This is a genomic window from Fischerella sp. (assembly GCF_013388695.1).
GTDB lineage: Bacteria > Cyanobacteriota > Cyanobacteriia > Cyanobacteriales > Nostocaceae > PCC9605.
The window spans coordinates 22,431-44,432 of the sequence record NZ_JACAEU010000187.1 but is presented as its reverse complement, the minus strand read 5'-3'; the positions used below and the strand labels follow the sequence as shown (position 1 = coordinate 44,432).

At 43.6% G+C, this 22,002-nt stretch carries 14 protein-coding genes and 1 pseudogene; 11 read left to right on the top strand and 4 right to left on the bottom strand.

The window, feature by feature from the left end; all coding sequences use genetic code 11:
• Nucleotides 1–44: 44 nt before the first annotated feature.
• On the bottom strand, nt 45–1,547 hold the full coding sequence (locus tag HXY43_RS25080) for a biotin/lipoyl-binding protein (protein ID WP_290889403.1): 1,503 nt from the start codon (nt 1,545–1,547) through the stop codon (nt 45–47).
• A 747-nt stretch (nt 1,548–2,294) separates the two neighbouring features.
• On the opposite strand from HXY43_RS25080, the gene HXY43_RS25075 reads away from it, so the two are divergent.
• The 10 genes and pseudogenes from HXY43_RS25075 to pstB all read left to right on the top strand — a co-directional run bounded on the left by HXY43_RS25075 (nt 2,295) and on the right by pstB (nt 14,440).
• Entirely contained in the window at nt 2,295–2,462 is a 168-nt protein-coding gene (locus HXY43_RS25075; RefSeq protein WP_290889400.1) for a hypothetical protein, read from the top strand.
• A gap of 236 nt (nt 2,463–2,698) precedes the next feature.
• Entirely contained in the window at nt 2,699–4,855 is a 2,157-nt protein-coding gene (locus HXY43_RS25070) for a peptidase domain-containing ABC transporter (RefSeq protein WP_290889397.1), read from the top strand.
• Nucleotides 4,856–5,125: 270 nt separating this feature from the next.
• The gene (gene mnmH, locus HXY43_RS25065) at nt 5,126–6,193 is read left to right on the top strand and encodes a tRNA 2-selenouridine(34) synthase MnmH (RefSeq protein WP_290889394.1); all 1,068 of its coding nucleotides are present in this window, start codon (nt 5,126–5,128) and stop codon (nt 6,191–6,193) included.
• A 162-nt stretch (nt 6,194–6,355) separates the two neighbouring features.
• Nucleotides 6,356–8,992, top strand: coding sequence for a DNA mismatch repair protein MutS (gene mutS, locus HXY43_RS25060; RefSeq protein WP_290889391.1), 2,637 nt, complete (start codon nt 6,356–6,358; stop codon nt 8,990–8,992).
• 113 nt (nt 8,993–9,105) lie between these two features.
• A pseudogene (locus tag HXY43_RS25055) lies at nt 9,106–9,393 on the top strand (CHAT domain-containing protein); the annotation flags it as partial.
• Nucleotides 9,394–9,405: 12 nt separating this feature from the next.
• The gene (locus tag HXY43_RS25050; protein WP_290889418.1) at nt 9,406–9,972 is read left to right on the top strand and encodes a CapA family protein; all 567 of its coding nucleotides are present in this window, start codon (nt 9,406–9,408) and stop codon (nt 9,970–9,972) included.
• Between the two features lie 577 nt (nt 9,973–10,549).
• Nucleotides 10,550–11,581 (top strand): PstS family phosphate ABC transporter substrate-binding protein, encoded by a 1,032-nt coding sequence (locus tag HXY43_RS25045; RefSeq protein WP_290889388.1) that lies wholly within the window; start codon nt 10,550–10,552, stop codon nt 11,579–11,581.
• Between the two features lie 213 nt (nt 11,582–11,794).
• The gene (gene pstC, locus HXY43_RS25040) at nt 11,795–12,721 is read left to right on the top strand and encodes a phosphate ABC transporter permease subunit PstC (protein ID WP_290889385.1); all 927 of its coding nucleotides are present in this window, start codon (nt 11,795–11,797) and stop codon (nt 12,719–12,721) included.
• A gap of 1 nt (nt 12,722) precedes the next feature.
• Nucleotides 12,723–13,646, top strand: a complete 924-nt coding sequence (pstA, locus tag HXY43_RS25035) for a phosphate ABC transporter permease PstA (RefSeq protein WP_290889382.1) — start codon at nt 12,723–12,725, stop codon at nt 13,644–13,646.
• The gene (pstB, locus tag HXY43_RS25030; protein WP_290889379.1) at nt 13,640–14,440 is read left to right on the top strand and encodes a phosphate ABC transporter ATP-binding protein PstB; all 801 of its coding nucleotides are present in this window, start codon (nt 13,640–13,642) and stop codon (nt 14,438–14,440) included. Before pstA ends, pstB begins: the two co-directional genes overlap by 7 nt.
• A 345-nt stretch (nt 14,441–14,785) precedes the next feature.
• Here pstB and HXY43_RS25025 read toward each other — a convergent pair whose 3' ends face one another.
• The 3 genes from HXY43_RS25025 to HXY43_RS25015 form a co-directional block, all read right to left on the bottom strand.
• A complete protein-coding gene (locus tag HXY43_RS25025; protein WP_290889376.1) occupies nt 14,786–14,917 on the bottom strand; it encodes a hypothetical protein in 132 nt (43 codons plus the stop codon).
• A 56-nt stretch (nt 14,918–14,973) separates the two neighbouring features.
• Nucleotides 14,974–19,215 (bottom strand): filamentous hemagglutinin N-terminal domain-containing protein, encoded by a 4,242-nt coding sequence (locus HXY43_RS25020; protein ID WP_290889373.1) that lies wholly within the window; start codon nt 19,213–19,215, stop codon nt 14,974–14,976.
• A 266-nt stretch (nt 19,216–19,481) separates the two neighbouring features.
• Nucleotides 19,482–21,131 (bottom strand): S9 family peptidase, encoded by a 1,650-nt coding sequence (locus HXY43_RS25015; protein WP_290889415.1) that lies wholly within the window; start codon nt 21,129–21,131, stop codon nt 19,482–19,484.
• A gap of 66 nt (nt 21,132–21,197) precedes the next feature.
• On the opposite strand from HXY43_RS25015, the gene HXY43_RS25010 reads away from it, so the two are divergent.
• The gene (locus tag HXY43_RS25010; protein WP_026735650.1) at nt 21,198–21,929 is read left to right on the top strand and encodes a cytochrome c biogenesis protein CcdA; all 732 of its coding nucleotides are present in this window, start codon (nt 21,198–21,200) and stop codon (nt 21,927–21,929) included.
• Nucleotides 21,930–22,002 lie beyond the last annotated feature (73 nt).

Sequence of the window (22,002 nt, the reverse complement as noted above, 5' to 3'; positions counted from 1 at the left end):
AAAATCATTTTTGAAACACAAAGACACTAAGACACAAAGAACTGTTACAAATTTGTGAGCAGTCTTGCCTTTCTCAGAATAAATATCAGTAAAGTCTCTTGTTTAGAAATAATGTCAGCTGTCACTTCCATCCCTGGTTGAATGGGATACTGCTGATTATCTTTCTCTAAATAAAGTCTCTCTGGCTGAATTGTCACCTCGTAGTAAGGCACAGTTGGGGCGTTGCCGTTATTTTGTGGTGTAATGGCATCGACAGTTTTTGACCTGACAGCACCTAGTAGTGTGCCATAATCCGGGTAAGGATAGGCAGAAATTCGCATTTGCACTTTGCCTGCTTGACAATCTGAGACTTTTTCTAGTTTACAAACTTGAACTTGGCTAATATCTTGAGCGGTTACACGGGCTTTTATTACCAAAGGGGCTTTGCTGGGGGCAATTTGGGCGATCGCATCTCCAGGACGCACTACTTGACCGGGGTTTCGCAGTTCCAGTTTGAGGATCGTGCCTGCCTCTAAAGTACGAATTATAGTTTTTTGCAGTTCCGTTTCAACTTGTTTTAGTTCTTTTTGGTCGCGGCTAATTTGATTTTGAATTTCAATTTTACGCTGTAGCAGACTTTCTCGTTCTTGGTTAAATCGGGCTAGGTTAGTTCCACCTATGGCACGTTCAGTGGCAATTTTCTCCTTTGCCATTGATATCACTGCGTTACTTGGATTCAGTGCAGAAGCAGCCCGGTTACGTTTGGCAATTGCCGCTTCCACAGCTTGCTTTTGACTTTCAATCACTTGTTTTTGACTCTCCACAGTCGCTTTTTGCGATTCCAAGCTTTGTTGTTCCTGAACAACCGCCAGTTGTGCTTCTTCTAGTTGATTCTGAGAAATAGAGCCGGATTCGGCTATGGATTGATAGCGATCGCGCTTGACCATAGCTGCTTTTAATGCAGCTTCAGTAGCTCTAACGTTAGCTTCGGCTGATTTTAACTCGGCTTGCGCTTTTTGCAATTCATCCTGGGCAATTTTGATGTTAGCTTCGGCTTCTTGCACTTCGCTTGTGGTAGAGACTTTTTTTTCTTGATAGTCGCGTTGGGTGCGGTTGAGTTCTGCTGAGGCGGAGGCGACAGCGCGGTTGCTACGCTCAGTTTCCGCCGCAACTTGCCCATCTAAGGCACGAATTTGGGCATCCAGCTGCGCCAGTTGTAACTGACTTTGCTCGATATTCCCTTGCAGCTGGCTTTTTTTGGTTTGGAGTTGGGAGTCATCGATGGTGGCGATCGCATCTCCCTGTTTGACCACCTGATTCTCTTTCACCAAAATGCTCTTGACCATCCCTTCACCTGCTGCCTGAACGATTCGCAGTTCTCCTGTAGGACGGATGGTAGCAGGAGCTTTCACCGTGACATTATATTTGACGACAGCAGCGATCGTGAAGGCTACGCCAACAGTTCCGATTAAAAAAAGACCGCCGAGTGTTGTCCAAAGGCTGATACGAGGGAGAAACTCATCGTTTTGGACTTGGCGGAGTAGGTCTGGGGTCGGGTCACTCAGCATAACTCAGCATGAGCAATAAATTTAGTGTTATTTAATTATTTAATCTTGGTATCAGATTCATTTTATTTGAAATCTTTCTTAACTTTTATATTCAAAATATGTTTTATAGTATACTCGCATTCCTTTATGACATTGATTGTTTTGTAATAACTTTTACAATTATCTGTAAGCATTTATTTATGTCGCGATGATTCGTTTGATGCTCAGATAACTCGCGTAATTATCATTACTTGCTCGGAACTTTTCAGACATCCTCTAAGCTGTTAGACATTGATTATATACCTTAGCAGTTGCAGTGATTTTTCCTGCAACTGCTCCTTATTTGTGTGGTTGTTATTACCCACATCTTCTGAAAAGCTAATTCTGGTTAGGAGCGGGTTTAGCTAGAGAGTAGAGCTTTTACCCGATAGTTCATAGTAAAAAACTCGCCTCTATAAAAGAGGAGGTAAAGTGTAGCATTTCGGTGAGTAATTTTACATAAATTAATACTTGTTTTTTCTCCGGAAAGACAATTATAAAAAGGTATTTATTTATTCTAGAATAAATAGGCAATAACAATTAAGAAATATACTAAAACTTATCATCAAATAATTTTGATAATACACTACAGTTGGCAATACCAAAATCTATGATTTCGTTACTAATTTGTCACTTTGTTAGATGTACAAATTTAAACATAGGAATAAATTTATTTATTCCTAGTAATTTCAGTCGAATAAACTTGCGATATTTGACATAGAGGAAAACATGAAATCCAATCTCACAAGTCCATTGTTCACTGAACTGACTACCAGCGAAGAAGAAATTCTATCTGGTGGTAGTTGTTACTACGACGACGACAAGTTTGACGACGACGATGATGACGATGACAAGTTTGACGACGATGATGACGACGACAAGTTCGGCGACGACTAGGGCAACGAAGATTAATCGACTTGTCCTTAGTCCTTTAAACCGAATCAAAAACAGAATGGGGTGTAGAAGCTTTAACTATTTCTATTCTTACATTTTGTAATATCTGATTGTAATATTAATTGGCAGGGATTTTCCCTTTGAATGCTCTCATTTTAAATGAGTGTTTGTTCAGGGAATAATCCCTGCTTTTTTGCCTTTGCTAAATTTCCTATTGGGTACTGCGGTATAAGTTGCAAATGAAATATCAGGTTGTTCTACAGCATAGTCAAGCAGATTGCGGGGCGGCTTGTATTGCTTCTATTTCCAAATATTATGGGCGTACTTTTACGCTCAACCATACCCGTGAACTAGTAGGTACTGGACAATTAGGAACAACTTTGTTAGGTCTAAGGCGCGGGACAGAAATCTTGGGTTTCAACGCTCGCTCGGTTAGAGCATCCGTTGAGATCCTACATAGAATCAAAGAAGTGCCCCTACCAGCAATCATTCACTGGAAGGGCAATCATTGGGTTGTTTTGTATGCTCAGCGCGGCAGAAAGTATGTCATTGCCGATCCTGCCGTCGGCATCCGTTATCTCTCCAGACAAGAGTTAATGGAGGGTTGGACAGATGGGGTGATGCTTTTACTGGAGCCAGACGCGATTCGCTTCTTTACACAACCTGATGACGTAGAGATACGCTATGGCACGTCTGTACAGCGATTTCTGATGCGTCTGGTGCCTTACCGAGGCATTATTTCTGAAGCTTTTCTGTGCGCTCTCACGATCGGTCTGCTCTCTTTAGCTTCTCCTTTTCTGATCCAAATCCTCACGGATGATGTCTTAATTCGAGGTGATATCGAACTTCTTACAGCTGTAGTGCTCGCGGTTGTGGCAATGTACGTTGTCAGAGCAGGTCTGGCACTAGTTGAATATAACCTGATTGCACATTTTGCCCAACGGTTGGAGTTCGGGTTAATCCTAGAGTTTGGGCAACAAATCATGCGGTTGCCTCTGACTTATTATGAAACTCGTCGTAGCGGCGAAATTGTTAGCCGACTGCGAGATATTCGTCAGATAAATAGGTTAGTCTCACACGTGGTCGTAAGTTTACCGAGTCAGTTTTTTATTGCGGTGGTTTCTTTTAGTTTGATGCTGTTCTATAGCTGGAAACTGACCCTAGCTGCCGTGGTAATTGCTGTGACGATGACGCTATCTACAGTTGTTTTCCTGCCCACTTTACAGCAAAAGACTCGCAGCCTACTGGTTTTAGAAGCAGAAAATCAAGGCGTTCTGGTAGAAACTTTTAAGGGTGCATTGACGGTGAAAACTACTACCGCTGCTCCCCAATTTTGGGAAGAATTCCAGAGCAGATTTGGTCGTCTCGCAAATCTGACATTTGGCACTACTCAAATTGGGATTTTTAACAAAGTATTCTCCAGATTAGTTTCTGATGTTGGTGGCGTTACGTTGCTTTGGTTGGGTAGTACTCTGGTGATCGGCAAGGAATTAAGCATCGGTCAGCTACTGGCATTCAATAGCCTGAATCGTAATGTTGTCTCTTTAATTACTTCTTTAGTCGAATTTATAGACGACTTTACTCGTGTTAAAACTGCTACCCAACGCCTCAACGAAGTTATTGAGTCCACTCCAGAAATTCAAGGTGATGCTAAAAAGCCCTGGGCTAAAATTCCCGATCGCGCTGACATTATTTGCACCGACTTGAACTTTTATTACCCTGGCAGAACTGAATTACTAGAAGATTTTTCCCTCACTATCCCTGGTGGCAAAGTTATTGCTCTGATCGGTAAATCAGGTTGTGGTAAAAGTACGCTGGCAAAATTGATTGCTGGGTTATATTCGCCTCAGTCTGGCAATATTCGTATTGGCGTTTATAATCTGCAAGACCTCTGTTTAGATTGTCTGCGCCAACAAGTTGTCCTTGTTCCCCAAGACGCGCACTTTTGGAGTCGTTCAATTATTGAAAACTTCCGCTTGGGTTCTCCTCATCTTAGCTTTGAGAGCATTGTTAGAGCTTGCCAAATTGCCGAAGCTGACGAATTTATCAGTAGACTACCTGATAAATATCAAACAGTCTTAGGAGAATTTGGCGCGAATATTTCTGGCGGACAACGGCAACGACTGGCGATCGCTCGTGCGATCGTCAACGATCCATCGGTACTGATTTTGGATGAATCAACCGCTAGCCTCGACCCCGTGAGCGAAAGCCTTGTCTTAGATCGGCTCCTGTACCATCGCCAAGGCACAACCACTATCTTAATCAGCCACCGCCCTAGAGTAATCAATCGGGCTGATTGGATTGTACTGCTGGAAAATGGCAAGCTGAAAATGCAAGGTTCTTTAGAGGAGTTGCTTTCCCTACCAGGCGACCATTTAGACTTTTTAACTCCTTAACCAGGAGGAAGATTGACACTCCCCAGATTTTCTGCATGAATTTTGCTCTGCTCATTCATGCGGAAAATCTGGGAATTCTGATGTGATTTGATGACAAATTGCAAAAGTGGCAAAATCAAATTATCCCATTCACACAGTAATAGCAATTCTTAACATAGTTCGTAGTAAGCACAAAGCGTGCTTACTACAAGCCAAGAAAATTTGTAGTCATTTTTTCGAGAAGCAGTATAACGAGAGTGTCAAAATTGAGCAACATAGTGTCTGATTCAAATGCCACCTTTACCTACATATACCCAACAACCTTGGATAGAAACTTACAGTGAAATCATTGATGTTCGCTCTCCCAGTGAATTTGCGGAAGACCATCTCCCAGGTGCAATCAATTTACCAGTCCTGGATGATGCCGAACGCGCCGAAGTAGGGACGATATACGAACAAGTTAACCCCTTTAATGCCAGGAAAATCGGCGCTGCATTGGTAGCAAAAAATATCTCTCAGCATCTGGTTCAACACTTTGCCGATAAAGAAAAAAACTACCATCCTTTGGTGTACTGCTGGCGGGGTGGACAGCGTTCTAATAGTATGGCTTCGGTACTTAGCCAAATTGGTTGGCGAGTAACGTTACTCGCAGGCGGTTACAAGACTTATCGCGCTTATGTGCGTCAGCAATTGGAAGATTTGCCCAAAAAATTTACCTACCAAGTAATGTGTGGTCTCACTGGTAGCGGCAAGACTTATATTTTACGCCAGATGTGTAAACGTGGCGCTCAAGTTTTAGATTTGGAAAGTTTAGCTAACCATCGCGGTTCTCTTTTGGGTGAAGAGTGGCAAGGTAAAGCTTCACCCCAACCTTCACAAAAATACTTTGAATCTCTGTTACTGCAACAATTGCAAAGCTTTAATCTTGAACAGCCAGTGTGGGTAGAATCGGAAAGTCTGAAAATAGGTAGTATATATTTGCCCCAGTCTTTGTGGGAGAAAATGAAACAAGCAAGCTGTGTAGAAATTCAACTACCCATCACTGCAAGAGTTGAGTTTCTCTTACAGACATATTCACATCTGGTAAATTATCCCGATATTTTAAAAGCGAAGCTAGAAAAACTTAAATTCCGCTATGGCTGGCAAAAATTAAACGAGTGGTATCAATGGATTGATGCTGGCAAGTGGGAATTATTTATAGAAGATATCTTGCAGTTTCACTACGATCCAACCTATCGCAAGTCAATCCAACGGCATTTTAGCAATGTAGAACGAGTGCTCTCAATACCAGATTTATGCGATCGCAGCGTGGATCAATTGTTAGATTATGTCTGCTCGAATACTTATACTATCGCTTAGGCTGCCCACAGGTGATGACGGACTCAAGGCATACCAACCCACAACCCCAACTTTAACTCCTCGACGAAAAAAATAAATAAACCTTGATCGATATTCCTGGTAGCGCTGATTACGCGCTATCATCGGATATTGGCATGTTAAAATGTGTATCCCTGAACATCCATGACCGCTTCTTACTCTTCATCCCAATCCAACACAAACAACAGTGCGAACACATTTATTACCGACCATCGACTGGTGGATCGCAGTAAGCTAACCCAAATGTTTCAGCACTATGTCGAGACGAAGGAGAAGTATCCACACGCGGTGTTGCTGTATCGAGTGGGAGACTTTTTTGAATGCTATTTTGAAGATGCTGTGACTCTGGCGCAGGAATTAGAACTTTACCTCACCAGCAAGCCAGTCGGAGAAGTAGGAAGGGTATCAATGAGTGGTGTACCGCACCACGCTTGGGAACGCCATGCTACCCAGTTGGTTGAAAAAGGATATGCGGTTGTAATTTGCGATCAAGTGGAAGATGCGGCAGAAGCTGCTGGTAGGTTGGTGCGGCGAGAGGTAACGCGCGTTCTGACTCCTGGCACTTTGCTGGAAGAAGGAATGCTAAAAGCTAGTCGCAATAATTACCTCACGGCTGTGGTAATTGCTGGGGAACATTGGGGTTTGGCTTATGCAGATATCTCTACAGGCGAATTTCTGACTACGCAAAGCAGTAATGTAGAACATTTGACACAGGAATTAATGCGCTTGCAACCTGCGGAGGTGTTAATTCCTACTAACGCTCCTGATTTGGGTAGTTTGCTGCGTCCGGGGGAGAAATCTGAGCATTTACCGGAATGCTTACCACCTGCGTTTTGTTATGCACTGCGATCGCAACTTCCTTTTTCTGCTGGCGAGGCCAGATCGAGATTGTTGCAGAAATTTAAAGTGCGATCGCTCGAAGGTCTTGGTTGCGAACATCTCCCTTTGGCAGTGCGTGCGGCTGGGGGTTTGCTGGAATACCTGGAAGAAACCCAAAAAGAAAATTCCGTTCCCCTGCAAACACTCCGCACCTATACTATTACTGACTACCTGATTGTAGACCATCAAACGCGCCGTAACCTAGAAATTACGCAAACAGTCCGTGATGGTAGTTTTCACGGCTCCCTATTGTGGGCGTTAGATAGAACTTCTACGGCGATGGGCAGCCGAGCTTTACGACGATGGTTGTTACAACCGCTACTTGATACCAAAGGCATTCGGGCGCGGCAAGATACGATTCAAGAACTAGTGGAAAATACGCCCTTGCGTCAAGATTTGCGGCAGTTGCTACGGCAAATTTATGACCTGGAACGCCTGACGGGACGGGCTGGGTCTGGTACTGCTAACGCCAGAGATTTAGTAGCTTTAGCAGATTCTTTATCTAAATTACCAGAAATAGCACTGTTGGTAATGGAAGCTCACTCTCCGTTCCTCAAAGCCTTGCAGAAAGTGCCGCCTGTTTTGGAAGAGTTGGCAAAAAAAATCCAGGCTCATATTGTTGAATCGCCGCCGATACATATCAAAGAAGGCGGGTTAATTCGTCCTGGAGTTAATCCGCAATTGGATGAGAGACGGACTTTGGTGGAGGAAGATCACAAATGGATTGCCAATTTGGAAGTAGATGAGCGAGCTAAGACAGGTATTCCGACACTGAAGGTAGGATTTAACAACACTTTTGGTTACTATATCAGTATTTCCCGAGCCAAATCCGACCAAGTACCATCTAACTATATCCGCAAGCAAACCCTCAAGAATGAAGAACGCTACATTACCCCAGAGTTGAAGGAACGGGAAGTGCGGATTCTCACAGCGCAGGACGATTTATATAAGTTGGAGTATGAAATTTTTGTAGCGTTGCGGGAAGAAGTCGGACAGCAAGCGGAGGCTATTCGTAACCTTTCTCGGGCTGTGGCGGCGGTAGATGTGTTGTGCGGTTTGGCAGAATTGGCTGTGCATCAAGGTTACTGCCGTCCACAGATGGTGGAGGGACGAGAGATTTATATTGTCGATGGGCGTCATCCAGTCGTGGAACAGTCTTTGCCAGCAGGGTTTTTTGTGCCGAATTCCACACAATTAGGGAATAGGGTTGAGGGAATAGGGAATAGTAGAGAAGAAAATTCCCCCCCTCTCCCTCTGTTCCCCTCTCCCACTCCTGATCTAATCATCCTCACAGGGCCGAATGCGAGTGGCAAGAGTTGTTATTTAAGGCAGGTGGGGTTAATTCAGTTGATGGCGCAAATTGGTAGTTTTGTGCCTGCTAGGTATGCCAAGTTGGGAGTGTGCGATCGGATTTTTACGCGTGTGGGTGCAGTGGATGACTTGGCGACGGGTCAATCTACATTTATGGTGGAGATGAACGAGACGGCGAATATTCTCAATCATGCCACATCGCGATCGCTAGTTTTGTTGGATGAAATCGGCCGGGGAACGGCAACTTTTGATGGTCTTTCGATTGCTTGGGCGGTAGCAGAGTACTTGGCAGCGGAAATTCAAGCGCGGACGATTTTTGCTACGCACTACCATGAGTTGAATGAATTGGCGTCACTATTAGATAATGTGGCCAATTATCAGGTGACAGTGAAGGAGTTACCTGACCAAATTATCTTTTTGCACCAAGTCCAACCAGGAGGCGCTGATAAGTCTTATGGTATTGAAGCGGGACGGTTGGCAGGTTTGCCAGCAGTGGTAATTCAGCGGGCAAAACAAGTGATGGGACAAATTGAGAAGCACAGTAAAATCGCGATCGGTTTGCGTGAGGGTCTTCAGGAGAATGTCGATTGACTAATTATTTGGAGTCTTGTCAACTTTTGATACTGACTTGGAAATAGATTTCTATTTCGGTTCTTCAGTAGCTGTTATGCCAAACTATTAGTTATAGCCTCCAGAGAAACATTAAAAATTTGCGATTTTGGAATCTCAATAACGCTGATTTAGTAGTATTGAGTGCCTGCGAAACCGGGTTAGGAGGAAAGTTAGGCGACGGGATTGAGATTTTGGGATTTGGCTATGTTATGCAAGAGGCGGGTGCAAAAGCTGCGATCGCCTCATTATGGCAAGTAGCTGATGACGGTACGCAAGCACTGATGCATAATTTTTATACAACACTGCAACAAGATAAGCTGAGCAAAGCTGAAGCACTGCAAAAAGCGCAATTAGCGTTAATTGATGATGTATACGATCATCTGCCAATACTGATGATTTTCATCCTATTGATATCTGGTTGCGATCAACAAATAAATCTCAATAGCAGCGCCGCTGAACTGAAAGAATCAGAATCTGACACGGAAGCGAGATTGATTGCTGTCGGTGATATTTTGATGCATATGTCTGTTATTCGTTCGGGGTACAACCCAAAAAAGAAAGTTTATAACTTTAAGAACATTTTTAAGCAAGTCAAGCCGATTATTTCGACAGGAGATTGGGCGATCGCTAATCTTGAAACAACTGTAGCCGGATCTAAATTGGGCTATTCCGGTTATCCTCTTTTTAATGCGCCAGCGCAAATAGTAGATACAGCCAAATGGGCTGGCTTTAATGTTTTAACAACGGCGAATAATCATACGCTAGATAAAGGAGAAAAGGGACTGATTAACACGATTAAAAATATTCGTGCGCGGGGAGTTGTGCCCGTTGGTACAGCTACCTCACCTCAAGAAGCCTCAAAGATTTTAATTATTAAGAAAAAAATATTTCTATGGCGATTATGGCTTACACCTATGGAACAAATGGCATTCCTATCCCCAGAGAAAAGAATTATCTAGTCTCGCTCATCGATGAAGATAAAATCCTCAAAGATATCGCCAGAGCGTTGAAATTTCGCGTTTTGCCAATTGAAGCTGTTGTGACTAGTTCAAACAATTCACTTATTCCAACTCCCATGTATCCAGTTCTAAACAATTATCTTCTAGAATAAATAGCCATCTCAAATCCCTAAGCAATCAAAAATAATTTTTTTAGCGACATAACAACTTGAGCTATAATTTGTTTGCAATCAGAACTTAAACAGTTCAAAATTTAACTATTTTTTATAGTTTAATTAATTTTTTCATAACCTGTTCTTAACCAAAAAGAATGTAGTTTATATCTCATGCTGGTGTTTCAGTAGAAACCGATCGTTAAAAAACGAAAAATGTGAATTTTTCTATCATCATCTTGAATCGTGTAGTTAGTTGTGACAACAGCAGTTGTATCTAGTGTATGTTCTGTGGCGATCGCCTAAACCGTAACTTGGAACGGTAGTTCAAAGAGTAGAAACCAGCATTTCCACTGGTTTTGAGTGGCAATTGTTTAAAAACGACTTAGTTTCAATCAAGATTTAGCATCAACGGAGCAAATATCATGGTGGTCAAGGGAATGAAATTGGGGCTTAACCGCTTTACGTTGGCTGTCTCATTAACACTAACAGCAGCGACTTTCGCTGCGTCAATGCCTTCAGTCAAATCTCAAGGCACAAACACCATTGCTATTGATGGTTCCAGCACTGTTTACCCAATTACCGAAGCAGTAGCGGAAGACTTTCAAAAGCAGAAAGGAGGTGCAGTTAAAGTTACGGTTGGTGTTTCTGGAACTGGAGGCGGTTTCAAAAAGTTTTGCAGCGGACAAACAGATATCTCTAACGCTTCCCGCCCCATCCTCGCTAAAGAAATGGAGGCGTGCAAAAAAGCTGGTGTTCAGTACATCGAACTGCCAGTGGCTTACGATGCTTTGACAGTTGTTGTCAATCCCGCCAACAACTGGGCAAAAAGCTTGAGTGTCGCTGAACTCAAAAAAATCTGGGAACCAGCAGCACAGGGCAAGATTAAAAATTGGAACCAAGTACGCCAAGGATTTCCTAACGCTCCCCTAACACTCTACGGCCCTGGCCCAGATTCTGGTACATTCGATTATTTCACCGAAGCCGTTAATGGTAAGAGCAAAGCCAGCCGTACTGATTACACACCTAGTGAAGACGACAACGTACTAGTTCAGGGGGTTAGCCGTGATAAAAACGCCCTTGGCTATTTTGGCTATGCCTATTACGCAGCCAACCAGAACAAAGTGAAGGCTGTGCCAATTGATGGCGGCAAAGGCCCAGTGTCTCCCTCCAAGGAGACAGTAGAGAATGGAACTTACCAACCCCTGTCTCGACCCATATTTATTTACGTTAGTGCCAAAGCGGCGCAGCGCCCAGAAGTGAAGGAATTCGTTGAGTTTTACCTGAACAACGGTGCTAAATATGCACAAGAAGTCAACTATGTTCCTCTACCAGCCCAGGCTTACAAGATAGCACTAGGACATTTCCAAAAGCCCAAACTCGGCACTGTCTTTGGTGGAAAGGAAGCAGTAGGGCTGCAAGTTAATGAACTGCTACAGCGCGAGGCACAGCAGTAGACTGATTGCAGAAGTTAGGGGAAAGGGGAAAGGGGAAAGGGGCATGGGGCAAAGGAACTGGAAAAGTAAAAAGTAAAAAGTAAAAAGGTAAAAGAAAAAATTCTTTCTTTTTACTTTTAGCTTTTAACTTTTGACTTATTTTTGCCCAATCCCCAATTCCCAATCCCCAATCCCCATTTTCAAGACCTGGGCTGAATGAAATGTTAATATTCCATGTACCAGCAAGCTGAGACGTCTAAACAAATTTCCATATCCCCAAAGTTAGTGCGGGATTTGCGAGAACGGGTGATAGAGTTCCTGTTATTATTTGCAGCTCTATCTTCAGTGGCAACGACTGTTGCAATTATTGTTTTATTGATATATGAATCTGTAGAATTTTTCAGTAAAGTTTCCCTGTGGGAGTTTATCACAGAAACCCAATGGTCGCCTTTGTTTGCTGATGCTCATTATGGAATCTTACCCCTTGTTTCTGGAACTTTGGTGACAACCGCCATCGCTTTATTAGTAGCAGTACCGTTGGGTACGATAACAGCGATTTATTTGAGTGAATTTGCTGATGATAGGCTGCGGGAGGTAGTTAAGCCCTTCCTAGAGTTGCTGGCAGGTATTCCTACGGTAGTGTATGGTTATTTTGCCCTGTTATTCGTTACCCCGCTGTTGCAGATTTTTCTTCCCAATCTACCCGGGTTTAATATGTTGAGTGCGGGATTAGTCATGGGCATCATGATTATTCCTCTGGTTAGTTCTATTAGTGAAGACGCCATGCGGGCAGTTCCCGTGCACTTGCGCGAAGGTTCCTATGCAATGGGGGCGACACGCTTACAAACAGCCTTGCGAGTAGTATACCCCTCCGCCATTTCTGGGATATTTGCAGCTTATATTTTAGGGATTTCTCGGGCTGTTGGAGAAACAATGATAGTGGCGATCGCAGCTGGATTGCAACCAAATTTAACCTGGAACCCAATGGATCAGGCTGCAACAATCACCGCCTACATAGTGCAGGTCAGTTTAGGAGACCTTCCTCACGGCAGCCTTGAGTACCAAACGATTTTCGCTGCTGGGCTGACCTTGGTACTGATGACACTTATATTTAACATTATTGGGTATTTTTTGAGCAAGCGCTATCGGGAAATTTACTAGTATGTTAGGAGACGAACTAGAGGAACTCCGAGCCAATATTTCTCGCCGCAAATTGCTAGATGCTATTTTTGCCATCCTTGGCTTGTTAACAATTCTCGTAGCAGTCATTACCTTGCTGGCGCTGATAATTCGCTTGGCGATCGATGGCTCACCCCGTTTAGATTGGCAGTTCTTTACTTCTTTCCCCGGCCGCAAACCCGAAGAAGCTGGTATCCTCTCAGCTTGGGTAGGAACCAGCTTAGTTATGTTGGTAACGCTTGTTGCTGCAATTCCATTAGGTGTAGCCTCTGGTATTTACCTGGAAGAATACGCCCCCAAGAATTGGCTGTCTGCACTGATAGAGATCAATGTCACCAACTTAGCAGGTGTACCTTCGATTATCTATGGTCTGTTGGCACTGGGTTTGTTCGCAGATCGGTTAAAATTGGGTGAAAGCATTTTAACAGCAGGTTTAACTTTAGCCCTATTGGTGTTGCCAGTCGTGATCGTGACAACGCGCGAGTCTCTGCGAGCGATTCCCAACAGTATCCGTGAAGCCGCCTACGCGCTGGGAACGACCAAATGGCAAATGATCTGGGATCATACTTTACCCTATTCGATGGGTGGCATTTTAACGGGGATAATTGTGGGCTTGGCAAGAGCAATTGGTGAAACTGCCCCCCTCATCACCATCGGTGCTCTAACTTTTATAGCCTTTTTGCCAGAGTCTCCCATCAAAAGCGAGTTCCCTTTTATCTCCCTAGAATGGTTAAAAGCACCGTTCACAGTCATGCCTATCCAGATGTTCAATTGGGTATCTCGTCCGGAACCAGCATTTCAGCTGAATGCAGCAGCAGCAGGTGTCATACTCATTGCCATGACCCTTGTTATGAATGGAATTGCTATTTATCTACGCTATCGTTTTCGTAGGGGTATTAAATGGTAGAAGAAGCCCAGGATCGCAATACACCAACAAAACTTCAACCCAAGGCAACGGTCAATCACCTCAATTTCTACTACGGTTCTGTCAAGGTGTTGAAAGATGTCAACATGGTAGTAACCAAGAACATGGTAACTGCCTTGATTGGCCCTTCTGGGTGTGGTAAAACAACCTTACTGCGGTGTTTCAATCGTCTGCATGACCTCTACCCAGGCAATCGCTATGAAGGAGAAATCTTACTAGACTCCTCTCCCGTTAACGTTCTCAGTCGTAAGGTTGACCCAATAGAATTGCGGATGCGGATTGGTATGGTATTTCAAAAACCCAATCCCTTTCCCAAGTCAATTTATGAAAATGTCGCGTATGGTTTGCGAGTACGGGGTATATCAAAGCAAAGTATCATTGACGAAAGAGTAGAGCAAGCCCTTCGTGATGCTGCTTTGTGGGATGAAGTCAAAGACCGTTTGAAAGACTTGGCTTTTCAGCTTTCCGGGGGTCAACAGCAGCGCTTGTGTATTGCTCGTGCTTTAGCAACCAATCCAGAATTGATTCTTTTTGATGAACCAACTTCTGCTCTAGATCCCAATGCAACTTCTAGCATAGAAGAATTGATTGGTCAGTTGAAACAACAAGTCACCATTTTGATTGTCACCCACAGCATGCAGCAAGCAGCCAGGCTTTCTGACTACACAGCTTTCATGTACTTGGGTGAATTAGTAGAGTTTGGGCTGACAAAGGATGTGTTTAGCAGTCCCAAGCAGCAGCGGACAGCCGAATATGTGTATGGACATATTGGTTAGCTTGTGTAGCGATTTTGGAGCAGTGATACCAAGTTGCGTTCTAACATGTCATTCTGAGCGCAGCGAAGAATCTCCAAGATGCTACTCTGCGAGAAGCCGCCCTGCGGGCGTCTACGCTGCGCACCCTGCGGGAAGCCGCAGAAGCGTCTACAGCATGACAGATTACTTCTTTGACTGCAACTTGGTATGACAATGTTAGGTTTAAACTTCGTGTATCGTCCCGTAGAGAAATTAAACCTAATAAAATCCCGAAAATCTTAATTTTTGTTCTTTCAGCCGTGTAAATTAACTTTTTGAGTCGTAAATTAACTTTTTGAGTTGTAAATCAAGTTTGTGAGTCGTAAATTAACTTTCTGAGTTGTAAACTTGTTTTTGTACAAAAATTTGGGGCGTTGCATAAATGCGGGATGATTTTCGCTTTGTCATGCTGAGTGCAGCAACGCGGAACGAAGCATCTGCCGAGATTCTTCGCTTCACTTCGTTACGCTCAGAATGACAATTCAACCTACAGTAAGCTTGAGAGAGCCATGCAGTTAAAAAGGTGCAGGACAACCCGCAGTTGTTTGAGAAGTGCGTTGAGGATTGGTAGCGGTGGGATCGTAGGCTGTAAGCACTACCTCACCTTTGTTGTTATACACCCATCCTCGTGCCGGGATAATCTGTTTGGAAGTAGTATCAACGATTGGCTGATTGATTTTTGCACTTTGGGAATTGCTTGTGCTGGTGGTAGGTTCTACTAAATCAACGCGAACATTATCAGTTTTTAAGCTTTGATTGGGACTGCTTGGCAAGCCACCCCGTCCGGTGACGACGAAGGTACTATTAACACCTCGCTGACAAGCATTTTCGGCAATTTTGTCACTCGGATCTGTAACATTTTCAGGTAGTTCAGTTAATCCCTGACTGGGGTTAATATCTGGGGTGTTGATTGTAACAGTACCGCTCAAGGTTGGATTTTGTTGCGAAATGGCAGTGATGTCATTAGTAGGTAGCTTATTTGGATCTAATTGCACTGGCTCTGTTGTGTTCAAAAGCCGCTCTAGTTCTGCCCGACTACGCACCACCATTCCAAACAAAGCTTGAGTGTTAATTGTGATTTTTCCACCGCTTCCACTGAAAGCATTGGCGGTGATGTCGCTATTTTCGTTGGGAAAAGCAACGATGTTGTCGGTATTAATAGTGATATTTCCACCCGCAGCAGTGCCTGTAGCGTTGGTGGTAATGTTGCTGTTGCGACGCAGGATTAAATCACCGGAATTGAGGAAAATATTTCCTGTTCCGCCTGTTGTATCAGCAACAATTTTACCTTTGTTATCCAGCAGAACAGATTTCGCTGTAATGTTTAGATCACCTGCGCTTCCCGATTCTTCTGTACCTACACTCACTACACCGCTATTTCTTATATTCAACTTGTTTGCTTCAATTGTTAAGCTTCCACCCTTACTTGTACTATTTCCACCAACTCCTGCACTTATTTCTGCTGGATAATTTTGATTTGGGGATGTTCCTATTCCAGAGACTTCTATTTCATTAGCTTTGATTCTTAAATTTCCGCCTTCACCTTCTCCTGATGTACGGACTGATATTTCTCCACCATCTCTTACAATTAAACGTCTAGTTTCAAGATTTACATTACCTCCTTTCCCCACTGCTACTCGCTCAACAGGTGCACCTATATTACTTCTCTCTCCATAACTACCTGCACCGGTTACTTCTATTAAATCGGAAGCACGAATGGTCAAATTCCCTGCATTGCCAATGCCAATGGTGGATGTGTCTACCGTTCCTCCATTTGTTATTCGTAAACTTTCAGTATTTATCGTCAGACTTCCGCCTGCACCTCTACTGAGTTCCGTCTGCCTTGGGTCTAGTCCTACCCCAGCAAATATACCTGTAGAATAGTAATAAGCGGCATCTGGTGTATTAAAAATATCTATTTGTTGAGCATTAATTATTAAATTACCCGCATCCCCTCCTCCAAAAGTAGCAGCTTGCACTTTGCTACCGTCACTAATACTTAAATACTTAGTTTCAATAGTCAATGTGCCTCCACTGGAGAATTCTTTGCTTCCTAAGTCAGCTGTAGCCAATATACCGCCAGGTCTAAATTCTGGTTGATCTCCACTCAGTTCTACTGACTCGGAAGCATAAACTGTCACATCTCCTGCCTTTCCTATATTGTCAGTAGAACTATTAATAAATGAACCGTCCTGACTAATTAATCTGCGAACGTTAATTGTGATATCGCCACCATTACCATTACCAGAACTACTGGTATCTATTCTTGCCTTTTTTTGAAGGATTAGGTCTCCAGTATTAGCATTAATAGTTATCTTTCCTGCATTCCCCTGTCCAGAAGTTGAGGTTTCAAGCCGAGCACCGTCTTTTAGTGAGAAGGAACCTGCATCGATGGTAATACTGCCTCCATTACCAACAGTTCCTGTATAGACTGAACTGCCAATCCCACTGACAAAACCATTTTTCTCCCCAGCAATATCAACAGCACCAGTCACTTTAACATTCACATTGCCTGCATCTCCCCTTCCTGCTGGTAAAGTATCAGATGCCGCACGAGTAAAAGTTTGTAGCTGACCGTTGTCTCGTAGTGTTAGACTTGCAGCAATGATGTCAATGTTGCCACCCTTACCCACTCCCCCTGAATCCAGGTTGCTGATAATAGCACCATCTATAAGAGAAACACTATCTTTTGCACGCACTGTCACGTTCCCTGCATTCCCCTCTCCAGAAGTCGAAGTAATAAGTTGAGTGCCATCTAGTAGTGAGAAAGAACCGGCATCAATCGTAATATTTCCCCCGTTGCCTTTTGCTCCTTCTAACACATCGGAGAAAATTGCACTAACATTTCCGTCTTTACTTCCAGAGACTGTCACCGCACCAGTTACATTAATATTGATATTCCCGGCATTCCCCTGTCCACGAGTTGAGGCATTAAGCCGAGCGCCATCTCGTAATGAGAAGGAGCCAGCATCAATCGTAATATTTCCCCCGTTCCCAACTGTCCCCTCTGATACTAAGCTGCGAATCCCACTGGAAAAACCATTTTTCTCCCCAGCAATATCAACATTACCAGTTACTCTAACATTGACATTGCCAGCATTACCCTGTCCAGCTAGTTGGTTATCATTTGCTTCACGAGTAAAAGTTACCAAAGTTGCGCCATCTCGTAGTGTCAGTGAAGCAGCATTGATGTCGATGTTGCCACCGTTACCTACACCTCCTGCTTCTACTGTGCTGAAGATGTCGCCATCTGCAAGAGAAACAGAATCTTTTGCCCGTATTGTCACATTCCCCGCATTCCCTTGTCCAAAGGTTGAGGTTGCAAGTCCACCAGCACCATCTCCTAACTTGAAGGAACCAGCATCAATGGTAATATTTCCCGCATTGCCAACTGTCCCCGTATCCACTCTGCTGTCAATCGCACTGGGAAAACCGTTTTTCACACCAGTAATATCAACAGCACCAGTCACTGTTACATTCACATTCCCTGCATCCCCCCTTCCTGCCAATTGAGTATCAGATGCACCGCTAGTAGCAGTTTGTATTCGAGCACCATCTTGTAGCGAAAGAGTCGCAGCATTGATGTCGATATTGCCACCCTTACCCACACCTCCTGCTTCCACCGTACTGAAGATGTAGCCACCTGCAAGAGAAACAGCATCTTTTGCCCGTATTGTCACATTCCCCGCATTACCTTGTCCAAAAGTTGAAGCAATTAGTCGAGCGTCATCTCGTAATGAGAAGAAACCAGTATCAATGATAATATTACCCCCATTGCCTTTTGAACCCGATTGCACTGAATTACGAATTTGGCTACCAGAATCAGCAACTCTAATTTCTCCAGTTGCATTAAGCGTAATATCCCCCGCAACAGTTTCAGGTGTTCCCAAACCTTGATCAATACCAGCAAAAAGCCTACTTCCTGACAAAATTTCTAAATTTCGAGCATTAACTGCAATATCACCGCCACCAGCACCTTGTACACGTATAACTGCTTGATTGGTAAGCGATACATCTGCACGAATCACATTTTCAGGAAACCCCAACCTGAAATTATTCCCATCAAAGAGAAGATTTACATTTCCAGGTTCTGCCAATCCTCCCAACTCAACTCGTCCTTCTGGCGCTGTCAGTTCTCCTTCATCTAAGCTGACGTTACCACCCACCAGTGCTAAAGTTTTTCCTGGTTGTACTTGAAGACCAACATAGTTGCCGTTGATATCCTGAACTATAGATTGATTGGTAATACTCCCCGGATTATCCCGAAATCTTAACCCAATCGGAATATTCACACTCAACAACGGCGGTGCTTGTAAATTAGTAGCACTAAACTCTACCCCATCTGGAAATAACAAACTATTAGCCGTCGTGCCAAAAAATGAACCACCGATATTGAGACTAGCATTCGGCCCAAAAAATATCCCGGCTGGATTGAGTAAAAATAAATTCGCGCTACCTTGGGTTCTAATCAAACCATCAATATTAGATATAGAACCACCAGTCACCCGACTGATGATATTTTGCACATCAGGATTTTGAAATACCGCCGAACCACCAGTAGGAACAGAAAACTGACTAAAGCTGTGAAAAAGATTTCCCCCGGCTCGATCGCCATTTTCAATGGTGAAATTTGAGCCATCAGGGCTAGTAACAGTAGTAGATAAACTTCCATCGCTTGACACTTGCGCTCTGACGGGGTTGATAGATGCAACAAAGCCCAAAATAACTAAAGGTAAGGTGACAAAGAGCGATCGCATATAAGATATTCTGTTATTTACGGTAATATACCGAATTTCTCCGTTTTTTATTAAACAGCGATTGAAATAGAAAATCTACTACTAGATCCTCATCGGTGTGTATCTGCGATCGCTTTAAATAAAAATAATCTGTGTTATAAACAGACTTCCTATATATCAATAGGCTTGGCGATCAGAAAATTTGCTCGATTTTGCAGAATCTGTAGAGACGCGAAATTACCCTGCGGGAACGCCTGCGGCGTACGCGTCTCTACATCCAGGAATTCTTACTTCAGCAAAAACTCTTTCACAAACATCACCGTTGCATAAAATTGGTAATCAATATTTTTCTTCTTACTAAACCCGTGTCCCTCATCCTTCGCCATCAAATACCAAACTGGTACATTATTCTTTCTAACTGTCGCCACAATTTGTTCTGCTTCCTTGAGGGGAACGCGAGGATCGTTTTTACCGTGAATGACAAATAGAGGTTTTTTGATACTGCTGGCGTTATTCACTGGCGAAATCTTCAGCAGGAATTCTCGCATTTTCGGATCGCGTTCATCACCGTATTCTACCCGTCGCAAATCGCGCCGATAGCTCTCAGTATTTTCCAGGAAAGTGACAAAATTAGAAATGCCGACAATATCAATGGCAGCACGAATGCGATCGCTATATTTCATTGCCACTGCTAAGGACATATAACCGCCATAGCTACCCCCTGTCACCAAAATGCGGTCTTTATCCAAATCTGGTTGAGTAGCTATCCAGTCTAGGAGTGCTAGGATATCTTTAACAGAATCTTCCCGCTTATAGTCATTATCTAATGTCAGAAAGGTTTTGCCGTAACCTGTAGAACCCCGGACGTTGGGAAACAGCAAGGCAACACCCAACTCGTTCAAGTAGTAATTATAGCGCCCTAAAAAGGATGGGCGAAACTGTGCTTCCGGCCCGCCGTGAATATCAATGATTACCGGACGTTTACCTTTAAATTTGGCTGGGGGAGGATAGAGAAAACCGGAGATGGTTCTACCATCAAAGCTTTTCCAGCGTACTAGTTTGGCGTCGGAGAAATTTGCTGTATTCAAACCGCCAGTTTCGCTTTCTGTCCAGCGTTCAACTTTATTAGTGCGGATATTCAGCGAGTACACGTCTGCGGTGGAACGGGCCGACATCAGGGTAAAGCCTAAATCTTCATTATTGCGATGCCAGGTAACACCATATACTTGCCCTACTGGTAATTTGGGTAAGGGTTTTTCTTGTTTCGTTGCCGTCTCCAATAGGTGCAGTACGCTTGTCCCATCTTCATTGGTAACAAAGGCAATATGCTTACCATCTTTTGTTAGGTCGAAATCTTCCACATCCCAAGGAATATGGCTAGTCAGATAAGTATGTTGTTTAGTAGCTAAGTCCACATATGCTAACCGAGTAAATTCGGAATCGCGATCGCTGATGACATATAAGCCTTTTCCATCCTTGCTAAACAAACCCGCGTCATAGGCGACTTTCTCTTTGCCTCCTTTGGGTGTAATCAGTGTTTTCTCTCCTGAGTTGGTATCCACCACCCAGAGATAACTTTCATTGACGGAAATGCTTTCTATTGCCAGTAATTGACGATCGTCGGTTGACCAGTCCAAGGGGCCCCAACCGCCACCTTCCACCTGTGCTAAAAGCTTGTCGCTTTGAGTATTTTTCGGGTCGATAATGTAAAAATCGTTATCTTTACCCGTACGACGGGTGGAGGTGTAAATCATGCGATCGCCTTTGTTAGACCACACGCCCCAACTGTTTCTTGACTTGCCATCGGTCAGCAAGGCGATCTCTCCTGTCCCTAAATCAAAGCGGTAGTTTTGGTTAAATTCATTACCACCAATATCTTTACCTAAAATCCGAGAGAATGCTCCCGCCACAGTCGAAGACTTGGCGGCGAGATGAATTCCCACGCCAAAACGCAATTTAAGCTAAAATTCGAGCAGTTCAAGGATTTTCCCTCTATGTAACTCATGTTTGAAACTCTGCAAACTCAACTATACGAACTCGAACAATTCGCTAATTCTCTTGTTTCCAATCAGCTGACGCATCTGAGTTTATTGAGCATCGGTATCATATTTGTTGCTGGGTTGCTCACTAGTCTCACACCCTGTATGCTGTCTATGTTGCCTATCACCATCGGTTACATTGGTGGCTATGAAGCGAAAAACCGCCTGCAAGCAGCTGCCCAGTCTACTTGGTTTGCTTTGGGATTGGCAACTACGCTAGCAAGCTTAGGAGTGGTAGCAGCTTTAGTCGGAAGAGTCTATGGGCAAATTGGAATTGGTTTGCCAATTATTGTCAGTATTATTGCTATTTTGATGGGTTTGAATTTATTAGAGGCCTTGCCCTTGCAAATGCCTTCTTTTGGAGGTACTGAGTGGATTTCTCAAGAATTACCCCAAGGAGTGCGAGCCTATGCAATCGGTCTAAGTTTTGGTTTAGTAGCCTCTCCTTGCAGCACACCAGTTTTAGCCAGCTTACTGGGTTGGGTTGCCAATACGCAAGACCTAATTTTAGGCGGAATGCTGCTAATTTCCTATACAGCAGGTTATGTAGCACCCTTAATCTTGGCAGGTACATTTACTGCTTCTATTAAAAAAATATTAGAATTGCGTCGCTGGTCTGGTTGGATTAACCCAATTAGTGGAGTATTGTTAGTAGGATTTGGTGTTTTTTCTCTGATTTCTCGGATTCCTTTTTAAGAGTTAGTAGATAGTGGTTAGTAGATAGTGGGTACTAACTACCAACTACTAACTACTAATAATTTACTTTTAG